Origin of the sequence: Acetomicrobium flavidum (assembly GCF_900129645.1) — a bacterium.
Lineage (GTDB): Bacteria > Synergistota > Synergistia > Synergistales > Acetomicrobiaceae > Acetomicrobium > Acetomicrobium flavidum.
The window spans coordinates 1,917,535-1,939,518 of the sequence record NZ_FSQZ01000001.1 but is presented as its reverse complement, the minus strand read 5'-3'; the positions used below and the strand labels follow the sequence as shown (position 1 = coordinate 1,939,518).

General features: G+C 47.6%; 26 protein-coding genes. 7 read left to right on the top strand and 19 right to left on the bottom strand.

The annotated features are described in order from the left end of the window. Window positions 1-6 precede the first annotated feature (6 nt). The 4 genes from BUQ78_RS09545 to BUQ78_RS09530 all read right to left on the bottom strand — a co-directional run bounded on the left by BUQ78_RS09545 (window position 7) and on the right by BUQ78_RS09530 (window position 3,509). Complete coding sequence (locus BUQ78_RS09545) at window positions 7-588, bottom strand: acyltransferase (RefSeq protein ID WP_074200058.1); 582 nt, start codon at window positions 586-588, stop codon at window positions 7-9. After that, window positions 585-1,541 (bottom strand): Gfo/Idh/MocA family protein, encoded by a 957-nt coding sequence (locus BUQ78_RS09540; RefSeq protein WP_084532346.1) that lies wholly within the window; start codon window positions 1,539-1,541, stop codon window positions 585-587. Before BUQ78_RS09540 ends, BUQ78_RS09545 begins: the two co-directional genes overlap by 4 nt. Window positions 1,542-1,566: 25 nt before the next feature. Next, window positions 1,567-2,889: a nucleotide sugar dehydrogenase gene (locus BUQ78_RS09535; RefSeq protein WP_074200057.1), complete on the bottom strand. Its 1,323-nt coding sequence runs from the start codon at window positions 2,887-2,889 to the stop codon at window positions 1,567-1,569. Between the two features lie 62 nt (window positions 2,890-2,951). After that, window positions 2,952-3,509 carry a winged helix-turn-helix domain-containing protein gene (locus BUQ78_RS09530; RefSeq protein ID WP_318259617.1) on the bottom strand — a complete coding sequence of 186 codons (558 nt, stop codon included), beginning with the start codon at window positions 3,507-3,509 and terminating at the stop codon, window positions 2,952-2,954. Between the two features lie 278 nt (window positions 3,510-3,787). Here BUQ78_RS09530 and BUQ78_RS09525 point away from each other — a divergent pair, with 278 nt between their 5' ends. From BUQ78_RS09525 to BUQ78_RS09495, 7 genes are all read left to right on the top strand, one after another. Further along, window positions 3,788-4,108 carry a helix-turn-helix domain-containing protein gene (locus BUQ78_RS09525; protein WP_074200055.1) on the top strand — a complete coding sequence of 107 codons (321 nt, stop codon included), beginning with the start codon at window positions 3,788-3,790 and terminating at the stop codon, window positions 4,106-4,108. 91 nt (window positions 4,109-4,199) lie between these two features. Beyond that, window positions 4,200-5,210: a helix-turn-helix domain-containing protein gene (locus BUQ78_RS09520; RefSeq protein WP_159432099.1), complete on the top strand. Its 1,011-nt coding sequence runs from the start codon at window positions 4,200-4,202 to the stop codon at window positions 5,208-5,210. Beyond that, window positions 5,207-5,773 (top strand): hypothetical protein, encoded by a 567-nt coding sequence (locus BUQ78_RS09515; protein ID WP_074200053.1) that lies wholly within the window; start codon window positions 5,207-5,209, stop codon window positions 5,771-5,773. Before BUQ78_RS09520 ends, BUQ78_RS09515 begins: the two co-directional genes overlap by 4 nt. Before the next feature lie 325 nt (window positions 5,774-6,098). After that, the gene (locus tag BUQ78_RS09510; RefSeq protein ID WP_014807052.1) at window positions 6,099-6,314 is read left to right on the top strand and encodes a DUF1659 domain-containing protein; all 216 of its coding nucleotides are present in this window, start codon (window positions 6,099-6,101) and stop codon (window positions 6,312-6,314) included. Window positions 6,315-6,806: 492 nt separating this feature from the next. Beyond that, window positions 6,807-7,019 (top strand): DUF2922 domain-containing protein, encoded by a 213-nt coding sequence (locus BUQ78_RS09505; RefSeq protein ID WP_074200052.1) that lies wholly within the window; start codon window positions 6,807-6,809, stop codon window positions 7,017-7,019. Between the two features lie 221 nt (window positions 7,020-7,240). Next, on the top strand, window positions 7,241-7,393 hold the full coding sequence (locus BUQ78_RS09500) for a YvrJ family protein (RefSeq protein ID WP_404792192.1): 153 nt from the start codon (window positions 7,241-7,243) through the stop codon (window positions 7,391-7,393). 127 nt (window positions 7,394-7,520) lie between these two features. Beyond that, window positions 7,521-8,057 (top strand): glycoside hydrolase family 108 protein, encoded by a 537-nt coding sequence (locus tag BUQ78_RS09495; protein WP_074200051.1) that lies wholly within the window; start codon window positions 7,521-7,523, stop codon window positions 8,055-8,057. 107 nt (window positions 8,058-8,164) lie between these two features. Here the strand turns inward: BUQ78_RS09495 and hepT are convergent, their stop codons facing one another. From hepT to BUQ78_RS09420, 15 genes are all read right to left on the bottom strand, one after another. Continuing rightward, window positions 8,165-9,058: a type VII toxin-antitoxin system HepT family RNase toxin gene (gene hepT / locus BUQ78_RS09490; RefSeq protein ID WP_074200050.1), complete on the bottom strand. Its 894-nt coding sequence runs from the start codon at window positions 9,056-9,058 to the stop codon at window positions 8,165-8,167. 60 nt (window positions 9,059-9,118) lie between these two features. After that, window positions 9,119-9,379 (bottom strand): DUF4351 domain-containing protein, encoded by a 261-nt coding sequence (locus BUQ78_RS09485; RefSeq protein ID WP_074200049.1) that lies wholly within the window; start codon window positions 9,377-9,379, stop codon window positions 9,119-9,121. A gap of 177 nt (window positions 9,380-9,556) precedes the next feature. After that, complete coding sequence (locus BUQ78_RS09480; protein ID WP_074200048.1) at window positions 9,557-10,024, bottom strand: protein-export chaperone SecB; 468 nt, start codon at window positions 10,022-10,024, stop codon at window positions 9,557-9,559. 44 nt (window positions 10,025-10,068) lie between these two features. After that, entirely contained in the window at window positions 10,069-10,509 is a 441-nt protein-coding gene (locus BUQ78_RS09475) for a helix-turn-helix domain-containing protein (RefSeq protein WP_074200047.1), read from the bottom strand. Window positions 10,510-10,522: 13 nt separating this feature from the next. Beyond that, on the bottom strand, window positions 10,523-10,924 hold the full coding sequence (locus BUQ78_RS09470; protein ID WP_074200046.1) for a type II toxin-antitoxin system RelE/ParE family toxin: 402 nt from the start codon (window positions 10,922-10,924) through the stop codon (window positions 10,523-10,525). A 183-nt stretch (window positions 10,925-11,107) separates the two neighbouring features. Next, window positions 11,108-11,248, bottom strand: coding sequence for a hypothetical protein (locus tag BUQ78_RS10150; RefSeq protein ID WP_404792239.1), 141 nt, complete (start codon window positions 11,246-11,248; stop codon window positions 11,108-11,110). Window positions 11,249-11,546: 298 nt separating this feature from the next. Beyond that, on the bottom strand, window positions 11,547-12,683 hold the full coding sequence (locus tag BUQ78_RS09460) for an AAA family ATPase (RefSeq protein ID WP_074200045.1): 1,137 nt from the start codon (window positions 12,681-12,683) through the stop codon (window positions 11,547-11,549). A 335-nt stretch (window positions 12,684-13,018) separates the two neighbouring features. Next, complete coding sequence (locus tag BUQ78_RS09455; RefSeq protein WP_074200044.1) at window positions 13,019-13,657, bottom strand: acetyltransferase; 639 nt, start codon at window positions 13,655-13,657, stop codon at window positions 13,019-13,021. Beyond that, entirely contained in the window at window positions 13,641-14,318 is a 678-nt protein-coding gene (locus BUQ78_RS09450) for a sugar transferase (RefSeq protein WP_074200043.1), read from the bottom strand. The genes BUQ78_RS09455 and BUQ78_RS09450 overlap by 17 nt, the downstream gene beginning before the upstream one ends. Window position 14,319: 1 nt before the next feature. Further along, the gene (locus BUQ78_RS09445) at window positions 14,320-15,432 is read right to left on the bottom strand and encodes a DegT/DnrJ/EryC1/StrS family aminotransferase (RefSeq protein ID WP_143228367.1); all 1,113 of its coding nucleotides are present in this window, start codon (window positions 15,430-15,432) and stop codon (window positions 14,320-14,322) included. A 2-nt stretch (window positions 15,433-15,434) separates the two neighbouring features. Then, the gene (locus BUQ78_RS09440) at window positions 15,435-16,877 is read right to left on the bottom strand and encodes a phosphomannomutase/phosphoglucomutase (protein ID WP_074200228.1); all 1,443 of its coding nucleotides are present in this window, start codon (window positions 16,875-16,877) and stop codon (window positions 15,435-15,437) included. Window positions 16,878-16,882: 5 nt separating this feature from the next. Beyond that, window positions 16,883-18,286, bottom strand: coding sequence for a mannose-1-phosphate guanylyltransferase/mannose-6-phosphate isomerase (locus BUQ78_RS09435; RefSeq protein WP_074200042.1), 1,404 nt, complete (start codon window positions 18,284-18,286; stop codon window positions 16,883-16,885). Between the two features lie 21 nt (window positions 18,287-18,307). Further along, entirely contained in the window at window positions 18,308-19,780 is a 1,473-nt protein-coding gene (gene wbaP, locus BUQ78_RS09430; RefSeq protein ID WP_084532342.1) for an undecaprenyl-phosphate galactose phosphotransferase WbaP, read from the bottom strand. Window positions 19,781-19,794: 14 nt separating this feature from the next. Further along, complete coding sequence (locus BUQ78_RS09425; RefSeq protein ID WP_074200041.1) at window positions 19,795-20,940, bottom strand: glycosyltransferase family 4 protein; 1,146 nt, start codon at window positions 20,938-20,940, stop codon at window positions 19,795-19,797. Beyond that, on the bottom strand, window positions 20,940-21,761 hold the full coding sequence (locus tag BUQ78_RS09420) for a glycosyltransferase family 4 protein (protein WP_200779710.1): 822 nt from the start codon (window positions 21,759-21,761) through the stop codon (window positions 20,940-20,942). The genes BUQ78_RS09425 and BUQ78_RS09420 overlap by 1 nt, the downstream gene beginning before the upstream one ends. Window positions 21,762-21,984: the final 223 nt, after the last annotated feature.

The window sequence follows — 21,984 nt, the reverse complement described above, 5'->3', positions numbered from 1 at the left end:
CTCACCTCATTTGATTCGAACTATGCACGCTTCGTTTTCCTTGCGGTATTCCTTCAGGCATTCAGGGCATAGGGCGTGTGCGTCGGTAAAGCGCAGCGGAACGCCGCACTCACAGGCCCAGCCGATGATCCTTGCAGGAACGCCCGCCACCAGCGCATAAGGTGGCACGTCTTTGGTGACGACGGCGCCGGCGGCGACAAAGGCCCATTCGCCTATCGTTACACCGCAGACTATTGTGGCGTTTGCGCCTATGGAGGCGTTTCTTTTTACCAATGTCTTTACGTAATCCTCGCTTGTGTTTCGTGGGTAGGCACAGCGTGGAGTCCTTACGTTGGTAAAGACCATGCTCGGGCCGCAAAAGACGTAGTCTTCGAGGATGACACCCTCATATACCGAGACGTTGTTTTGTATCTTCACGTGATTTCCTATCTTCACGTTTTTTGCCACGTAGACGTTTTGCCCGATCGAGCAGTGGGAGCCTATCTCGCAGTCACCGCTTATGTGGCAGAAATGCCATATCTTGGTGCCCTCTCCGATGCGCGCTCCGTCGTCTACGTAAGAAGATTCGTGCACAAAGTAATCGCTCACATCTTCACCCCCAGCTTGTTGCTTGCTTCTTCCAAAATTTTAACTACCCCAACGGCGCTTTCGCCATCCGAGTAGGGCCTTTGCCTGCTTTGGCAGCACTCTATAAAGTGTTTAAGCTCTAGCTTCAGCGGTTCGCTGTTTCCTTTATATACGACTTGCTGGCCTTCGTCTATGTTTTCTAATTTTGAATTTATGTATTTTTTATGAAGCGTCACCGTCTGGGCAATTTCGTCGTAGACGAGCATGCCCCTTTCAAATACGGCAGTTAATCTGCGGTGCTTTTCCGGCCAAAGCCAGGAGGCGTGAAGGTGTGCCGCTACTCCCTCGGGAAAGGCAAGGTGAAGGTATACGTCGTCTTCAATGCCATCCTGCAAAACGGGCTGGCCCACTACTTCGACTCTTTGTGGATTTCTTCCTACGAGGTCTAAAAACACGGCCACGTCGTGCACGCCAAGGCTCCAGAGGGCGTTTTCGCCCCTCCTTGCACGCCCCAGGTTTAACCTCTCCTGATGAAGGAAATACAACTTCCCCAAGGTATTTTTTAGGATGCAGTCTTTGATCCACCTTATGGCGGGCTGGTAAAGAAGGAGATGCCCTACCATGATTATGCGGCCTGAAGTTTTGGCTAGCGTTACAAGCTCTTCTGCTTGGCTTGCGTTTAGCGTGAAGGGCTTTTCGACGAATACGTCCTTGCCCTTTGAAAGGGCTATTTTTGTCATTTCGTAGTGGGTGGGCGCTGGCGTAGCTATTGCGACCGCGGATATGTCCAGCTTCCATAGGTCGTTTAAACCGGTAAGCAAATGCACGCCTTTGCAGTCTTTGCCTGCTTTATTTAAGCGGCCTTCGTCCTCGTCTACGACGGCAGAAAGCACGCCGAGTTCGTAAAAGTTTTTAACTAAATTTTTGCCCCAGTTTCCTGCGCCAATTACGGCAACTTTAATCAAGTCCTGCAAATTTGGTATCTCCTTTGGAAAAAAATTAAAGCAGATGAAGCTTCGGGCAGCTTTTAATGTCAACGCCGGTGACTTTTGAAATTATGTTTTTGGTGTCAAGTATGAGCGGTGAAGCTTCTAACACCAAATTGTAATCCACGCCCTTGGTGTGAGCACAAGTCACGACGACGGCGTCGACACTTTTAAGCAAATATTCGTCCAAGGTGCACGATTCAAAAGCTTTGCCCTTTAGTTTTACCAACCTGCAGTAGGGGTCAAAGTAGGTGACGTCTGCCCCCTTGGCCTCAAGCTGTTCCCACACCTTCAGAGCGGGCGATTCGCGCACGTCGTCTATGTCGCCCTTGTAGGCTATGCCTAAAAGTATGACCTTGCTTCCCCTTAGGGGCTTTCTTTCGTCGTTAAGCAAATCTTGCAGCCTAGCTGTCACGTATTCGGGCATGGAGTCGTTTATCTCGCCTGCCAGCTCTATGAGCCTCGTGTGATAGTCGACAGACCGCGCCTTGTAGGTCAGGTAAAAGGGATCTATGGGGATGCAGTGGCCTCCCACGCCCGGGCCGGGATAAAAGGGCATGAAGCCAAAGGGCTTGGTCGAAGCGGCCTCTATGACCTCCCAAATGTTTATGCCAAGCTTCCTGCACACGACGGCCATCTCGTTTGCCAGGGCGCAGTTTACTATGCGAAAGGTGTTTTCAAGTATCTTTGCCATCTCGGCTTCCTTTGGAGAAGATACGGCAAATACGGGAGCTTGTAAGACTGCCTCGTATAAGGCCTTGGCATGCCTAAGACACTCAGGGGTGCATCCGCCTACTACCTTGGGCGTGTTTTTGGTCTTATAAAGCAGGTTGCCGGGGTCCACGCGCTCGGGCGAATAGGCAAGGTAAAAGTCGCGGCCTACCTTCAAGCCGCCCTTGGAAAGCATGGGAAGAAGGACTTCTTCAGTGGTGCCCGGATAGGTCGTAGATTCAAGGACGACGAGCATATCTTCGTGCATGAACGAAGACAGAGTGTCAGCCGTATTTACGACGTAGCTTAAGTCAGGCTGCTTGAACTTGTCCAGAGGAGTTGGAACGCATATCGCCACGACATCGCATTCGCCGATGCGGGAAAAGTCGTCCGTGGCCGAAAGGTGCCCGTTTTTAGTCAAAGTGGCCAGGTCTTCGGGGACGACGTCTCCTATGTAGTTTTCGCCGCGGTTTATTTTATCCACCTTTTCGCGCTGGATGTCAAAGCCCAGTACGCGAAAGCCCGCCTTTGCCTTTTCCACCGCCAGTGGAAGGCCCACATACCCAAGCCCGATTACGCCGACTTTAGCAGATTTTGAAGTGATCCTTTCGTACAACGTTGACATAAGTTTTGCTTCTCCTTCCAATTTGGGGTCAAATCTTTAGTTTTGAATCCCTCACCCTACCCTCACTCACCCTTACCGCTCCACAGCTCTATCGCCTCTTCGAGCTTCAAGGCGGGTTTGTACCTTTCAAGCTCATCTTCGCTCAAAGTCAGGTAGCGTACTTTTCGGTGAAGCATGGGCTCGACCTTGTCTATCAGGTTTTGCAGGTAGGCTTTGTCCGCCTCTCCCACAAGGACGAGGTCAATTATACCCGAATCCATCCCCCTTGCGTAGTCGCCCACTATGTAGGCCGAATGTATGTCGCCAAGCTTTGACAATACTTGGGGGATGAGCTGGTCAATCCCGGTGAATTTACGCACCATGCTGTGTATCTCGGGAAATAGGGGGTGGCTGGTGTTTGCCCGATAAACTTTTGTCCTGCCTTCGTCAAAGGAAGTTAAAAGCCCTGCTTCGGAAAGCCTGTTTAGCTCTACCCGCACGGAATTGGTCGATTCGCCGAATTCGTCGGCAAGCTCTCTCAAGTACGACCTGCTTTCGGGGTTTAAGAAAAACTTTAAAAGCAGCTTTACCCTCGTCTGGGAGGTTATCAAAGAATCAAGCTTTACGTTCAATGAATTCACCTGCACACATGGTTATTTACGAGTAAAAATACTACTCATACATTTGCCTGTCAAGGGGGTGCGAAACGTCAAACGAATATTTTATGCCTACGTATAAACGCTATATAGATTATTTATTAATTTAATAATAAGATATTCCTGGAAGGAATTATACATATTCTGCATTAGTGGGGCTTGAAATATTTGCGACCCTATGGTATGGTTTTCACGTGCGCAAGAGAGCGCTCATGAAACTGGTATCGTAATTTAAAAATATTTTCCGAAAGGAGGTGAACGCCATGGATCACGCCCTCTTAGGAAAGATCATCGGCAACCTGTTGCGGAAAAGGCGCATGGAGCTCAACTACACTCAGCTTGACGTATGCAAGGCTGCATCCATCTCCCAGGGTCAGCTGTCCCGCATCGAAAACGGACTTCGCATTCCCTCTTTAGCGTTGCTACTCGATCTGTGCAAGAAGCTCAACTGGAATCTCAACATCGGAGATATAACAAAGTTCTTATCGGATGATAAGTCATCAGAGGAAAAGGAAGAAAACCAGGAAAAGGCAGAAAAGGAAGGCAGTAACGAGGACGGAGAGGACGCAGAGGAGCCTGTTTAGCACCGGCGTCCGTAAAGTGCGAAAATACAGTAGCGTGATGCGATATTCACGCTACTTTTTTTGACAGCACGTGAGAATTTCTATGGAGGTCATGAAATTGACAAAGGGATTTTTCGTAAAAGTACATGTGAAAGTCATAACCGACGAGAGGCTGGCCATATACGAGAAGATGGCCTACGTGGCCCTGTGTCGCTTCGCCGACAGAGAGGGCAAGTGCTTTCCCGGGCTGGACACCTTAGCCCATCTGGCGGGCTGCTCGCGGTCAAGGCTTTATGACGCCCTCAAAAAGCTCGAGGCCCTTGGTTACGTCCGCATAACGAAACGCGGCACATCCGGCAAAAGGCGTAGCAACCTCTATATTCTGCCGCTGCTTAACCCTTTTCTTTCCGACGCAGAAACGAAATGTGTCCCTCAGGAATGCGACAGCGATACGCCCGAAAGACATATAACTATATCCAATATTATTAAAGAACAAGATCCAGGGGAACACTTAGAGTACACGGCACGTACGCCGCAGGATGGACATGAGACGTTCACCTACGTGCCAAACCTTCTTCCTGAAACAAGATCCGAAACCCCCTCACCCGTTTGTTTGAATGATCTTAAAGCACCGAAGAAGGAAGACCCAAACACCTCGGAGGCAGACCAAAACGCGCCTCAGGATGAGGAGCCTTCCATCCTCAGGCATCCTCCCTACGAAGAGATCATAAAGTCTTACGTCAGGCACTTCCCCGACCGTGAGGTGCCTCCATTAAACGACGACACGCGTTTTTTGATGAAGATCGCAAGCATGGCCAATCACGAGCTTTTTGAGATCGACGGCTGGGAGAGGTATTTCGAGACGGTAAAGGGCCTGCCCTTTCTGATGGGCGAAAACCCCGCCGGATGGAGGCCACCGTTTAAATGGCTGATAAATCCGGAAAACATCAAGCACGTAAAGAAGGGATTTTTTGACCCCGACGGGCCTGTCAGCATCCTTCAGGAGGGCAAAGACATAAGGGACATAAAGGCAGACCTGCCCGAGGGGATCAAAAGCTACCTATTGAGCCTGTCAAGGCGAATGGAAGAAAAGATGAATCAAAAAAGGGGTGCATTGCTGTGAACGACACGGACTTCGAGGAATTTGCTAAAGCGATAGCGGGCTTGGCGGAATTGTACGGTCAAAGGCTGACCAGCAAAAAGGTGACGCTTTTCTTCGAGGCATGCAGGGAGCTTTCGCTTGCGCAGGTCGTTGAGGCGGTCAAAAGGCGCATGCGCTCCGAGAGGTTCTTTCCCTCCCCCGTCGAGCTGTTTGAGGCACTTTACGGCACCTTTGAGGATCAGGCCATGATGGCTTGGGGCGACGTATTGTGGGCAGTGACGCATTGCGGCGCAAGCAGGCCCGTGAAGTTTGCCGACTATCGCATACACTTCTCTCTTGATCACATGGGCGGCTGGCCGCGCGTCGCCCTGGCCGTCAAGGAGGGGCAAGGCTGGGTATTTAAGGACTTTAAGATGTGGTACGTCTTCGCGCTGAAGCGAGGCGTCAGCCCCGATGAAGTCAGGCCGTACCTTCCGGGAAACGGCCCGATTCCCTACGGTGTTACCGCGCAAGACATAGAAGCCCATGCCCAAGTTATCCCGGCAAAAGAAGGGACGTATCTGAGCAGGATGGGATTAAATTAAGCAATCTATTTATATATTTACTCGGCAGGCTCAAGGGCAGGTAAATTTACTGGGTTGCGTTTGGGTGCGGGGCCTTTGGTGTCGTAGGGTGAAAGATAGTACACGCGTAACGGCCTAGCATGACAAGGCAAGTCGACGAAAGTGGACAAACAAAGGTTCACTCTCATTTATGTCAAGGTCGCAGCATGACAAGGCAAGTTGCCGCAACAATCCGCAGACAGAAGTGAAATTTATAAATGTCAAATATTCCTTTAACTATGCGTATTGTGAAATGGATCTGTTTCCTCTATAGTAGATCCATCACGACAGGAAAGGAGGTGAAAACATGGCAGTTTATCAACCGATAGCCAGCCGTCTGACCCTTAGGCTTCAGACCGGTGCGGACGAATGGGGAAAGCCCAAATTGAAGAGCAAGTCCATCGCAGGCGTGGACGTAGGAGCCGATGCGTCAGACGTGTTGACCGTGGCTCAGGCCATAGCAAGCTTGCTGCCCTACGGCCTGGTAGAGGCGCAAAAGGTAGATACGGACCGCATAGCTTAACGTAGGTGCCGACGCATAGTTTAACGTAGGTGCCGACTTTTTAGTCAGGCAAATAACACGAAAAGGCTAAACGGACTGCTTGGGCTTGAAACTGACCGAATTGCCTGGCAGGCCGTGCGATCTTGCAAGTTTAAGGCGATTTAAGACGAGCAGTTTTAAGCTGACAAGTCTAAGGGTAACAAATCTAAGCTAATGAGTTTAAGGTTAGCAAGCTTAAGGTTAACAAATCTAAGGGTAAAAAGTTTAATGGTAATAAACTTAAGGTTAACTATTCTAAGCTAATAAGTTCAAGGGTAATAAGCTTAAACTAACAAGCTTAAGATTAACAAGATTAAGACTAACAAATCTAAGCTAATATGCTCATCAATAACAAGCTTAAACTTACAAGCTTAAGGCTTAATTGCATACGATAACGCAAAAAGCCGATGCTTCAGCCGCGCAAGCGCAAAGCGGAACATAATGACAGAATAATCGAAAAGGAGGTGAGAAACGTTGGAGCCAAAAAACGTAAGAAGGCTTAGGATGACCTTTGAGACCGAAGACGGGCCGTGGACTTTGTCTTTGTCCGAAGTAAAGGAAGGGTTGCTAGCCGAAGAAGTCGAGTCGGTCATGCAGACCATAATAAATAACAGCATATTCGGCATTCCCCCGACGGGGATCCTGAAGGCCGAACTGATAGAGACCGACACCACTCAGCTGGTGTAGATATAGATGACAAAAGGCCGCCCTTAAAGGTGGCCTTTTGACGGAAAGATTTCGGGCTGTTTTGCCCACGGGGGTTGCCTGCGCAGTGCAGTGCGTTTGCAGTTTGCAGGCGGGCTAGCGGCCTTACATAATGTGAGGCGGACGTAAGGAAAGCCGGGGTTGCTTAGAGACGCCCGCTAGGGCTTCAAGCTCCTGTAATTTAAGCGAAGGGAGGGAAATTTTTGGAGGAATTTATGACGTCCACTCTTCAGACGGGTTTTTCCATAGCGGTGGCGGCCTACCTGCTGATCCGCATGGAAAGACGTCTCGACGAGCTGGCGATAGCGATAAACAACCTCGAAAAGGGCGTGGCAAAATACTTCGGTGAGGTGTAATTGCAAGCCTACCTTGAAATTTTGCAGACTTTCGAGGCCTTTTTGCAAGTTTTTTGACCGTAATTGAAAAATGCAAGCGCTGGCGACGGCGCATAAATATAGATTAATATAGATGAAAGGAGATTTCATGAGAAAAAACGTTGCAGACTATATTTTCATGGTCGAAGGAGGATTCGTAGACAACCCGAAAGACCCCGGCGGCAGGACGAACTACGGCATCACCGCCGCCACCCTCGCCTCGGCCCGAGCCAAACTAAAAGACGCCGGGCTTCCCGAAGACGTAAAGGACCTCACAAAAGAGCAGGCGCTGGCGATCTACGAGAAATTTTACTGGAAACCTGCAGGGTGCGACCACATCCCCCGCCCCGTCGATTTAGCCGTCTTCGACGGATGCGTCAACTGCGGATTGAGGCAGGGCGTGAAGTTCCTGCAGGAGGCGCTTAACATGCTGGGCGAAGATTTGGCTGTCGACGGCATTTTTGGGCAAAAGACCATGCAGGCTGCCTGGAATCATGCTCTGCCCAAGACCAAAATCTTGTCCGCCTTGCTTTGGCGACGCACGAAATACTACAACGACATCGTCGCCCGAAATCCCGACCGGCGGGTCTTCCTTCACGGCTGGCTCAACCGCCTCGCCCGGCTCTGGAGCTGCGCCGTAGGGTGATATATATAATGAAGAAATTTATTTAGCCGCACCCGTGATCTTTGGGGTCTACCATTATAAAATCACTAAATAAGTGGTAGACCCCGCAATCGCTGCAATTGAAGGGATCAGCCTTTCTGTTCCTCCAACTTATTGAGAAAGGCCATTACATACGAAAGAAATTTGCCGAAATCGTCCAATTCATCGTGGATTGTGCGGTAAACTAACTTGCTATCAACTTCCCAATATACATGGACGAGGATGTTGCGCATTGCGGACATACGAGCCAGTTTGTCGGCAAAGTCTTCAGGGATGACGTTTAGCGAGGCAAGTGTTTTGAAGATATCTGCATAGGTCTTTGGCGCCTTAAAATTGCCCTTAAACTGATGCAACGAAAGCAAACGATTGCCTATGTTTATGCACGTCTCGATTGCGATTTGCAAGTAACGTTCCGTCGCTGCCTGCAAAGTTTCATCTTTTAGATATTCTTCCATAGGCTTTTGTCGAATCCTTTCAAGGCGACTTATGTATTCCTGTAACAATTCAATTTGATTCATTAATTTAATATCCATTGAAGGTTCCTCCGAAGCATGTATGAGTCTCTTGTAATGCTCCCGCAGAATCGGGTAAAAGTCCATGTAAGCACCCAAAACCTTAGCCTGGAAATCGACCAAGGCTTGAGGATCGTAAAGGACCAGGATGACTTTATCTTCTATTGCGCTAAATTGCAGGGTTAACGGTGCAACGTTTAGATTTACTAAGTCAAAGTCATCCGTGTGCATCAGCCGAGAGAGATCGATGTAAAGATTTGAATGAATCTTAAACATTTCCCATTCGCTTAAACCTTCACGGTACAAAACTGCTAGGTCGATATCGCTCAAAGGCGTGACCTCATCTCGACTCGCAGAGCCGAACAAAATCAGGGCCGCGACCTCTTTCCTGTAGGGCATTAGCGCATCCGGTGCCCTTTGAAGCTGTTTTAATATGAAATCAAAATCAAGCGGCCTTTCGCTCAAGCGCATTTGTTTAACTCCTTTTTAAATTATGATAACCGAGCAACCTTCGTGCTGGAGAGATGTGATTTAGCAGACCAATATTTTAAATATTTCGTCTTTGGAGATAGCGTCAAGCACGGCTTCGGCTGCTGCGTCGAGTTTGGATTCGTCGGTGACGGAGCGGATCGTCTTCTCGTCAGATGATGACAGGCCAAATTTGCGGCGCAGTTGTTTTATAAGCAGATCTTGTTTGCCCTTGATTATACCTTTAATCTCGCCTCTTTTTTCGCCTTCTATTTTGCCACTTTCTTCCCCTTGTTTTATCAATTTTTCTGCCAATGACGGCATGATTTCTTCACCCCCGAGTTCTTTTGCTATCCGTTGCATCGTGCCTTGGTCTGCGTCGAGAGTGTAAGACCGGCAGTAGATTCGACGAAACCCTATTACGTTCGCACCTTCAATCTTGAATATTGGTACTCTAAAAAACCTATTTTGTATTTTAATACATTAGCTTAAAATTCAAGATTAAAGATCCGACCCTCGAGGTTCTCGGATCTCGGGTATGAAGCTAATTGTGGGAAGAATGCACCTTCCCCATGGACCGCGGCTAGAAACATAGGCAAGCATTTCTCTTGCGCTGGAATAGAGGATGCTTGCTCCGGTTACAGTCAAAGATTTCAATAAAAAATCTTTATCCTCCGGCATTTCTGCTGTCCATTTAAATGAACCAAATACCACTATTTCGTATTCATAGAGAAGCTTCGTTTCTTCTGACGATCTCTCGGATTTGATTTCAAGCGAAACAGAACATTCTCTAAAATCATCTCCGCATTGAGGAATCGCCTTTACGGTCTTCAGCTTCGGAGCTCTGGCATCTTTTGGATTTTCATGTGGAATTGCTTCATAGTGGATAATGGGGAAAAACAGGCTCTTTAGCTTTAGCGGTGCATTATAAGCCTTAAGTAGGACTTGCTTTTCGCCGTCGCCAGTCATTGCCATTCTCCTTCTTCTCAAATCTACATTTTACACGTTAGAACCTAGGCCGCCACGGGTTTGAGGCTTTTGTCTTCATGAGAATGCGATTCCTGACTTAAAGTTTCATCATGAGCAACGTTTTCATATTCATTAAGGCAATCAAGAGACTGGAGAAGCTTGAACCATTCCTGTTGATAAAGCAAATCAGACCCTTTTGCTTTTTTGGGAGTTACGATAATTTTTATCTCTGCATTCACGGCTTTACTGAGCTCTACAAGAGTGTTAAGGGTAAAATTCTTTTCGACGTTGTCATTGAAGACCCTGCTTATGTAGGCTTCAGAAACCCCCATTCTATCCGCAAGTTCCTTTTGCGTAATTCCTTGACTTTCCATTATTGCGCTAATCTCTTCGAGAAATTGTAGCCTCAAATCCTCCATCCAGTAGGCTGGGTGTTGCTGCGCCTCTTCAAAAATTTTTTTGAACCTGCTCCCTACTTTTGCCATATATTATCACCCTTTAATCTTTAAATCTGATAGTATTTTCTTTCTTAGCCTTAAAATAATCATCTCGGTGTTTTTGCGCCTTACTGATTTCTTTGCGTGGCGTCTTGTCCTTTTCCTTTACAAAATAGTGAGTACAAATTATTCGGCGTCCAGCATCATAAAAATACAATAACCTGTATTTCCCAGATGATATTTGCCAGATGTCCTTATCGATCGAATGATGTACATTGCTTATTGGCAAATTACCCTTCGCTAAACCCTGAATTCTTCTAACCATTGCAGCACGCAAGTTTCCATCTTCTTTGTTTTTGGAATAGCTAATATCAAGAAGTTCCGCAATATCGCAACTTCCGTCATCTTTCTCCAGGGCATAAACGGAAAACACATCCTCATAGATCAACACATATACTAACATGACTTAACCTCTATGTTAAGTTCGTATATGCTACTATCTCGCATAAAAGTTTGACTGTCAAGAGGGCAAAAGGTGATTTTCCTATTTCGCCCATTTTTTCCGCCATTGCCAAATCTCCTAAAAATCCAATACTTCCATAGCACATCAGATAAACGAAGAACTTTTGTGCTGGAGAGATGTGATTTAGCAGACCAATATTTTAAATATTTCGTCTTTCGATTTAGCGTCAAGCACGGCTTCGGCTGCTGCGTCAAGCTTGGATTCGTCAGTGACGGAGCGGATCGTCTTTTCGTCAGATGATGACAAACCGAATTTTCGGCGCAGTTGTTTTATAAGCAGATCTTGTTTGCCTTTAATTTCGCCTTCTTTTTTTACCTTGTTGCTTGCCCTGTTTTATAAGCTTTTCTGTCACAGACGGCATAACTTTTTCACCTCCAAGTTCTTTTACTATCCGTTGCATGGTGTCTTGATCTATGTCGAGAGCATAAGACAGGCAGGAGATTCGACGGAGCCCTATTGTGTTCGCACCATTAATTTCGGGTTTTGGTGCTTTAGTAAACTTATTTCTTGTATTTTTAAAACATTAGCATAGAATTCAAGATTAAAGATCCGACCCTCGAAATTACATTTCCCTGAGCCAGCGCTTGAAGAAAACATCTGTAAATTGATAGCCTCCGTCCGTCTTTTCTAAGACCTCTTCCTCCAAAAGGCGGGTAATTGCCCGCTGGACGCTCGAGGCCGAACCGAGGTTGTGTTTTCGCAAGAAGTCGCTCGAAAAAGGTCGCACCTGAGTATCTTCTTCTTTGGCCAGGGCCACGAGAAGCTGACGGGCCTTTAGGGTTAGCATATCCCAAAGGCCTTGAAAGGCGTGGGCTTCCCTCATGAAGACCTCCTGCAATGCTGCCGTGATACTTTCTTTTGTAATGATCTTTTCCTGCTGATTTCTGTCCCAAAGGATGTGGCACAAAAGCTGCGTATAATAAGGATGATCATCAGCTGCGTGCAAAATCTCCCTTACGACATCCGGACCCGTTTGAAAGCCAGTCTCCTCGAAACGCGTTTGTATGAACTTTGCAAATTCGTCCTCGGGGATCTTTTCCAGCGGAAAGTGCTTGCCGAACCTATAAAACGGACGGTTTTTATTCCGAAAAAGCTCCTGCATGAGGTGGCGCTTGCTTCCCATGAAGATATATGAGACGTCTTCGTGCATTTGAAAGTGAGTCCTCATCTGGCGCTCTATTTGGCCCTTTACATCCCAGCTCGTTATCTCCTGAAACTCGTCGAAAACCGCCACTGCTCTTTTGCCCGTTTGCGAGCTCACGGTCGCTACGGCCTCAAAGAGATCATCAAGCAAAGGCGCCTTATCTGCGCTGGGGTCAAATTCAAACTCCACCTCGACGTCGACCTTTTCTCCCTTCATAACAACCTTTGGCACCAACCTGGGAAGCAGGTCCCTGATTTTTTTAAGCATATTTTGAATTCTGCCGCCGTGAAGGCGCGCTACTTCCTTGGCGTAGGCTGCGATGAACGTCTCTTGCGACGTCACCTTAAACAAATCTAAGTAAAAAGTAAGCAAGCCTTCGGCCTTAACGCGGTCTAAGACCTCGAGGATCAAAGAGGTCTTCCCGTAGCGCCTCGGGGAAAAGACGATCACGTTCTGGCCTGACGCGATGTCATTTATTAGTTCTGCAATCTCCGCCTCTCTGTCGGCGAAATACTTGCCGCGAACTACTTTGCCGTACACGAAGGGATTTTCCATGATTTACCTTCCACCTTTTATTGCTTATTACGCATTCATTGTTACGCTAAATGCGTTACGCAGTTTGCGTAACGATTATATGCTAATGAAGATCACGTAACAAGTGGGAGAATTTGAGAAGTATAAAATATGAGGAATATGGCCAAAATTCTCTATACCGATAAGAAATTGATTTGCTACGTTATTGGTAAATTACAAAACATCGGTATTATATTTTGACTTTCAGTATATTCAAGAACCCCTTTGTTGCTTTTCAAGGGATTCAACGAAAAATTCAAGATTCAAGATCCGACCCCCGAGGTTATGCTCGAGGAGGACGACCCTCGAGGATTCCCTCACTTGATTTTCCTTGCCGGTACCCCGACATACGTGCCAGGCTCTGTTATGTTCCTAGTTACTACCGCACCTGCTCCGATGATGCAATTGCCTGTAATAGCTATATTGTTTATTACTGCGCTTCCGATGCCTATCCATGTACCCTTTCCAACACTTACAGTCCCGGCCAGATTAGCACCTGGTGAGATATGCACGTAATCGCCTATTTTATTATCATGATCTATTGTTGCTCCGGTATTGATTATGCAACCTTTACCTATCTTGGTACAGCAGTTGATTACAGCCCCTGCCATGATGACCGTTCCCATCCCTACCTCCACCAGCTTGCCCAAAACAGCACTAGGATGAATCAACACAGGTACACTTGCTCCTAATGACGTCAATTCCTCTAATACCTTTTCTCTCGTAACGTTATTGCCAATTGCCACGAATATATCGTAGTCTTTTATATACCTAAAGGCATTTTCTGATCTATCTATTACATCAATATCTAACGAAGACTTGATGTTTTCATCCTGATCCAAAAAAGCAATATATTCCCATTTATTCATCTTTAAGGCAACGTCGGCAACGACCTTGCCGTGACCGCTTGCGCCAATAATCAAGAGCCCCTTTTTGGTATTATAATTTATTTTCATGTAATTGACCTACCTGCTGACTGCCTCTAAACGGCTCCATCGTCGCCCTGCCCTCTTGGCTAATTCCCTCTCTTTTTAAAACCTTCATGATAGTCAAAATTATGATCTTCAAGTCCAAAAGAAAGCTAAGGTTATCGACATATTCAACATCGTAGTTAAATTTCTCTTCCCAACTTATGGCGTTACGACCGTTTACCTGCGCCCAACCCGTTAGACCCGGCCGAACTTCGTGGCGTCGCCTTTGGTGTTCGTTATATAAAGGGAGATATTCTATCAACAACGGCCTGGGCCCCACAATGGACATATCTCCTTTTAGGATGTTAAAAAGCTCTGGCAATTCATCCAAAGACGACGCTCGCAGGAACTTGCCGAAATCTGTCAGCCTCACTTCGTCGGGCAGCAATTCGCCCTTTTCATCTCTTTCGTCGGTCATGGTACGAAACTTATATAGGGTAAATATCTTTTCGTTCATGCCAGGTCTTTGCTGTTTGAATATAACAGGACTTCCAAGCTTTATCCTAACGAGCAGAGCGATAAGCAGCAAAATCGGGCTTAATATGACAATGGCTGCCAATGACAACATAAAATCCAAAGGTCTTTTGAAATAACGTCTGTAAAGGCCGTAATTTTTTTGTGGCCTTAATTCCGCCTCACTCGGCATCTCATCTCCAAACCCCTTTAATTATTTCACATACCCTATTTAGGTCGTCGTCCGTCATTTTCGTGTCGCTCGGCAAACATAAGCTGTGTTCGAAGATCTTTTGGGATACTCCGCTTCCCCAAAAGTCGCAATCCTTGTAAAGGGGCTGCATGTGCATGGGCTTCCATATGGGCCTCGATTCGATGTTTTCCCGCTCCAGGGCCTCAAGGATTTCTAAAGGCTTGATCTTGCCGGATAAGGTGATGCAGCTCAGCCAAAAGTTGGGCTCGTTCCAGTCATTTACGGGCATCATTTCAAGCCCTTCGAGGTGGCTCAAGTTTTCTTTGTAAAATTCAAAGATGTGCTTTTTTTGGATTAACCTTCGGTCCAAAACCTTTAACTGGCCCCTGCCGATGCCCGCCAATACGTTACTCATCCTGTAGTTGTAGCCAAGCTCGCTGTGTTCGTAGTGTCGTGCCTTGTCCCTGGCCTGCGTGGACCAAAATCTGACTTTGGATATCCTTTCTTCGTCGTCTGAGACGAGCATTCCCCCACCCGACGTCGTGATGATCTTGTTGCCGTTGAAGGAAAACACGCCGTATTTGCCAAAGGTGCCCGTGTATTTGCCCTTATACTTCGTGCCCAGGCTTTCGGCGGCGTCTTCTATTAAAGTTACGTTGTGGTCCCGGCATATCCTCATGATTGGGTCTAAGTCTGCGGACAAGCCGTAAAGATGAGTCAGTATGACCGCCTTTGGATTGGGGTATTTCTTGAAGGCGTCCTCCAGGGCCTGGGGGTCCATGTTCCAGGTCTTAAAGTCGCTGTCTATGAACACGGGGGTCGCGTTTTGATATATGATTGGGTTGGCCGTGGCGGAAAAGGTGAGGGACTGGCAAAAAACGATGTCGTCTTTTTCCACTCCCGCGGCCTTCAGCGCCATGTGAATGGCGGCAGTCCCTGAAGAAAGCGCCGCGGCGTGCTTTGCGCCGACCCAGGCGGCAAGCTCTTTTTCAAAGGCGTCCACGTTTGGCCCCAGGGGGGCGATCCAGTTGGTGTCAAAGGCTTCTTTCACGTATTGCAATTCGTAGCCTTCACCGCTCATATGGGGCGACGAAAGCCATATCTTTTTCGGCAACTTTATCCCTCGCTTTTATGTTTGATAATTTGTCCTACATGGTTTAATGTCCTATATTTTAGCATATCGCAATGCTCACCGGAAATGTAGGATTCACAGCGCACTACCAACACGGGCTGCGTGTTTGAGGCACGCACCAAGACCCAACCGTCTTTCAAGTGAGCTCGAACGCCGTCGATGGTTATGACCTCCTTGACGTCGGGCCAGGCGGATATGGCCTCTCGAACCTGGCTAACTATGCCTTCCTTTTCGTCGTCGGGACAGGCTATGCGAATTTCGGGGGTCGCAAAGGTCGCAGGAAGATCCGTAAACAATCTCGAAAAGGTGACGCTTGGGTCGCCAAGCTTTGCATAGGCAAAGCATTCAACCAACCTGCAGGCGGCGTATACGGCGTCATCATAGCCGAAGTAGCGGTCTGCAAAGAACATGTGTCCGCTCATCTCTCCTGCAAGGAGCGCACCGCTTTCTTTCATCTTCGCCTTTATGAGGGAATGGCCCGTCTTCCACATCAAGGGTTTCCCTCCGGCCCTTTTTATGGCCTCAAACACTGCCTTGGAGCATTTGACCTCTCCCATGATGACGGCGCCAGGGTTTTGCTCGAGTATCTTTTTCGCGTAAAGGTAAAGCAATTTATCGCCTCGAACGACGTTGCCACTTTCGTCGACCACGCCTATCCTGTCGCCATCTCCATCGAAGGCAATGCCGAAATCTGCCTTACTGTTTGCGACTTCATTCTTCAGGTCCTTCAAGGTATCTTCAACTGTGGGATCAGGGTGATGGTTGGGAAAGCTGCCATCAGGCTCTATATATAATCCAAGGACTTCACATCCCAGCGATTCGAGCACATCTCTGGCGACAGGCCCGGCTGTGCCGTTTCCTCCGTCGATGACGACCTTTGGCGTCGCCTGTGCCACTACCTTCCCATCTGTGCGCAACAGAAGTTCATTTTTATATGACGTCACGATGTCTTCTTCTGATATTTCAGGCGCCGGTCCAGGAGCGGCCTTTTCGTACAGCAGGGCAAGCTCGCCAAGTTTTTTAAGTTCCTCGCCATAAAGGGTGTCGCTTCCCAGACATATCTTAAAGCCGTCGTATTCCGGCGGGTTATGGCTTCCCGTCACGGCTATGCCGCCGGCCACATCTAAGGCACAAGTTGCGTAATATACGATAGGAGTGGTCACCATGCCCAAGTATAAAGGATGGAGCCCTCCATCCGAAAGGCCATGGCATAGAGCTTTTGCCAGGCTAAATGAGGCCATGCGGCAGTCGTGGCCCACGGCCACAGTGGTTTTGTCGTCTATACGGTGACATCTTAATCTTGCGTAATCCGCGTAGGCCCTGCCGAGGCAGTAAGAAAGCTTTGGGGTTAGCTCCTCGCCTACGATCCCCCTGATGTCGTATTCCCTTATTACTGCAGATAGCACTTGGGATAGGTCTTTGGTCATCAGCGTCACTCCGTCCTCTTGTAGTCGTCTTCTATCCTAATTATGTCGTCCTCACCTACATATTCGCCATTTTGGACCTCGATTATTTCAAGTGGGATCTTGCCGGGGTTTACCAGGCGATGGGGCGTGCTTTTGGGTATAAAGGTACTTTCTCCTTCGTGTACGTAAATTTCTTTGCCGCCAATGACCGCTAGGGCCGTGCCCCGCACCACTACCCAATGCTCGGTCCTGTGATGGTGATACTGCAGGCTTAGCTTGGCGTCCGGGTTTATGACGATGTGTTTTATCTTGAACCTGTCTCCCTGGTGCAGTATCTGATACGTCCCCCAGGGTCGGGCGTTTATTGGTGCCTCGGTGGCCTCGCGGCGGCCCTGGTCTTTCAGGTAATTTACGACGTCCCGGACGGCCTGAGAAGAGCCTCTTTTTGCGACGAGCAAGGCATCCGGGGTATCTGCTATGACCAAGTCATTTACATCAAGGCCTACGACCAGACGGCCGTTTGCGTATATCAGGTTGTTTTTGCCGCCTATGGTGTGAACGTCTCCTTTTTTGACGTTTCCGTCTTCGTCTTTTTCCATGGTCTCATACAAGGCGTCCCAGGAGCCAATGTCAGACCAACCGCAATCTAATGGCACTACTGCAACGTCTTTTTCTTTTTCCATGACGGCGTAGTCTATGGAAATTGAAGGCAGGTCTTCAAAGCTTGAAATTAAGCTGTCGTAACCTTCAGAGGCAGGGTTGCCTATTTGTGGGATGTCACTTTTTAAGGCTTCCATGATCCTTTTTGCCTTAAACAGAAAAAACCCACCGTTCCAGAGGTAGTTTCCTCTTTCAAGGTATGTTTTAGCTTTTTCCTCGTCTGGCTTTTCGACGAACCTTGAAACGATCTTATAAGGTAGGCCTTTGGACCTTTCTTCGTCTATCTCTACGTAGCCAAAGCCCGTATCGGCCCTGGTGGGCTTAACGCCAAATACAACTATATGACCCTCGCTGGCTGCCTGGCGTCCCAAATTTATGGCCTTCTTAAAGGCCTCGTCGTCCTTTACTATGTGGTCGCTTGGAGATACGAAGATCAAGTCTTCAGGGTCTGCGCCACTTTTTAGCAAATATGCCAGCCCAAGAGCTATGGCAGGGCAGGTATTTTTTGCCATTGGTTCTGCTATTATGGGATCGTGGTCAAACTTTACGACCGTCTTCATCTGATGGCGTAAAAGTGCGCTGCACTGGTCAGAAGCGACGATATAGAGGTTGGAAGGCTGTGCTATCTTTGTCATCCTTCTTACCGTTTGCTGAAACAGGTTTTCTTCGCCTGCCAGGGACAAAAACTGCTTGGGCAGCTCCTCCCGCGACCAGGGCCACAGGCGGGTGCCGCTTCCGCCGGCGAGGATCAATATATAAAGATTATTCATTTCTTGTGACCACCTCCAAAGCTAGTAGGCGCCCTTGCCAAAAAGGGCTACCGGGACGGTGCGGGCAAGGATGTAAAGGTCAAGCCACACGGACCAGTTGCGGACATAGTATGCGTCCAATGCGACGCGCTCTTCATAAGAGACATCGTTGCGTCCTGACACTTGCCATAATCCCGTTATTCCAGGCTTAACTTTAGTATAAAGGGAGTAGTATTTTCCGTATTTCTCTATCTCATTTTGAACGATTGGCCTTGGACCCACAACGCTCATCTCTCCTTTGATGACGTTAAAGACCTGAGGCAATTCGTCAAGGCTTGTCTTTCTTAGGAACCTGCCGACGCGGGTCACCCGTGGGTCGTCTCGCAATTTTTGATCCCTGTCCCATTCTTCCTTAAGCTCCGGATGCCTTGCTAAATATTCTTTTAAAACGACATCGGCATTTTCAACCATGGTCCTGAACTTCCATGCTTTGAAGGGCTTGCCGCCCTTACCGTACCTTGTCTGTTTGTAAAATACAGGCCCCTTTGAATCGAGCTTTATAAGCAGGGCTATAAAAGGTATAAGAAGTGCCGAAACCACAAGGGCAACTGCCGCTACCATCGCATCCATAATGGCCTTGGCGATTTTGGGACCTGAGCGCAAAAGCTGCTGGCGCACCTCTAGGCCCAATATGCCACCAAAGTCCCTCGGCAAGACGCCAAGGCTTGCAAAGCCAAAAAGGTCGGGGATGTAGATCACATGGTGAAAATACGAGGCGTTTTCTTCCCAAACTTGAAGCAACCTTTCCCTATTTAAACCCGGCATGGCCATTATCGCCCATCTAATATTGCACTTCTTGGCAAGATGGGGGGCAAGTTCCAAGCTTCCTATTACTGACACGCCTTTAATAGATTTGCCATGTTTTTCAAGATCGTCATCCAGGATCGCTACGGGCTTTATGCCCAGCGCTTTCGTATTTCTTAATATCTTAACGATTTCAGCTCCGGTCTTGGCGGCACCCATAACGACAGCAGAAACTCCCCACCAGCTTTTACTGCCAAAAAAGTATCGAATAGCCGCCCGGGCTAAGGGCACAAATAAAAGGGCCAGAATCCAAGCGATGAAAAATATGGCACGGGAATAGATGAAACCTACCCTGGAAAGAAATATCCAAACGGAAAGTATGGTAAAAACCAAAGATGTTGCGATGAATGTCCGACGCAGCTCCTCGACGGCCGTAATGCCAACGCTGGGATAAAGGCCTGAGACTAGATATGCCAGTGCAAACAAAAAAATTGCAGGCCACAGCTCGATGTAAGCTCTAGTCACAAGTGCGCTCGGCGGAAGTAGGAATTCAGGAGTCCATTTTCTTAAATAATAGGCGAGCAAAACGGCAAAAAATATCGCCGCAAGGTCGCTTAAGCAGTAAAGCCCGGACATGATCCAGGATTCAGCCAAAGATGTTGTATCGCCTATTTTATAAATATCTATCTCTCTGATATTTACATTTGACAACTCTCTAGCCACCTTTATCGGGACTTAAACGTCTCCCAAGCTTCATCAACAAAGCTTATAAACTCCCTTTTAAAGCGATCCCTTGAAAAACGCAAAGACTTTTCTCGTATCTTTGCAGGAATAAAGCGGTCCTTTATATCTTCAAACCTCTGTATCGCTTCAATGATGCTTGATGTGGTTTGAGCGTCAAAAAATAGGCCTGTCTCACCTTCAGTTACAGTCTCAAGCGCACCGCCTTTTCCGTAAGCAATGACAGGTGTGCCGCAGGCTTGTGCTTCTACGGGCACGATGCCAAAGTCCTCCTCGGCTGCAAAGACAAAGGCTTTGGCCCGCTGCATGTAATTTCGAAGCACCTCAAAGGGCTGATATCCCAAAAGTTCGACGTTTGCCCCCGATTTAGATTTTACCTTATCGAAATCCGGGCCGTCACCTATGATGTAGAGGCGTTTATCGGGCATGAGAGAAAATGCCTCTGCTATCAAGTCGATCTTCTTGTAGGGAACCATGCGTGATGCCGTTAGGAAAAAGTCCTCTTTTTGTTCGCAGAGCGTGAAGGAATTGACGTCGACAGGAGGATATATTACCGTCGCTTCCCTGCGGTATACCTTCCAAATTCTCCTGGCGATGAAGCGGGAATTGGCGAGGAAATGATCGACTCCGTTAGCAGTCCTCAAATCCCACATCCGAAGCTTATGGAGTTCTCTCTTTGCAAGCCACCCCTTTAAGCCGCGGTCAAGGCCCGTCTCTTTTAAATACTGATGCTGAAGATCCCAGGCATACCGCATGGGAGAGTGGACATAGCTTATATGAAGCTGATCAGGCCCGGTTATGACGCCTTTTGCCACGGCGTGTGAGCTTGAGATGACTATATCGTAGCCTGAAAGGTCAAGCTGCTCCACTGCCAATGGCATAAAAGGCAAGTAAGTCCTGTATTTCTTTTTGGCAAAGGGAAGTTTTTGTATAAAAGACGTCTTCACGGGCTTATCCTTTAAAAAGCTTCGTTCATTCTTGGGAATAAAGTCCACAATGGCGAAAAGATCCGCCTCGGGGAAGCAATTTATGATCTCCTCTAGCACCCGTTCTGCTCCTGCATACGTGACAAGCCAATCGTGAACGATGGCAACTTTACTCAATGTGTATGTTCCCTCCAAACAGATCATCACAAGTTAGCGGCTTCCTTGAGCACGCTCCAAGTAATTTCTGCAGTTCTATCCCAACTAAATAGCTTAGCACGAACAAGGCCCTTCTGCGACAGCTCTTTTCGCAAATTGTCGTCTTCTATAAGGCGCTTAATGCCTTCAGCTATGGCATCTACATCATAAGGATCCACCATAAGCGCAGCATCGCCAACCACCTCTGGAAGAGATGTCACGTTAGATGTCAACACCGGCGTGCCGCAGGCCATTGCCTCAAGGGGAGGAAGGCCAAAGCCTTCATACAAAGATACGTATATTAATGCGATAGCCCCAGAATATAATGTAGGAAGATATTCATCTGGTACATATCCGGGCATGCACACTTTTGGAGGTAGTTCATCAAGCGAAGTGTTTTTAAAAATTATATCCTTTCCTTTAGCTCCCGCCACCACTAACCAAATGTCCCGGGGCAAACGCGAGTATATAGTGCTCCATGCCTCAAGTAATCTCTGCATGTTTTTTCGAGGCTCAATGGTCGCCACTGTAAGAATATATCTAAAATCTGAAATTCCGAGTGCATCCTTAACTTGGTCTATTTCCTCAAAAGATTTAGGTCGAAAACGTTCATCGATGCCATTGTAAATGACAACAACCTTATTAGGCTTCAATGACGCAATATCACATATCCTACTTTTTGTAAACTCAGATACAGCAATGACCTTTTGCGCCTTATGAACCAAACGAGGGATCAAAAATTGATACCATCTTGCAAACCTGGGATTCAGCCACTCGGGGTGATCTAACGGTGTAATATCGTGAATTGTTACAACTTGTCTCTCCACCATTAGTGGCCCTGTGTTGGAAGGACTAAAAAGGAAATTCCCCCTTAATCTTCTAGGCAAGACAAACTGTTCCCAAATGTGGCCAGCAATTCCGTGCAAAGGTTTCTTAGGTGTAATGGGATGTAATTCGCTTTGCAGTCTTTCCAATAATTCTAAAGTATATCTTTGAACTCCTGACAAAGACGAGGAAAGCACCCGAGTATTTATACAAATCTTATTCAAAAAA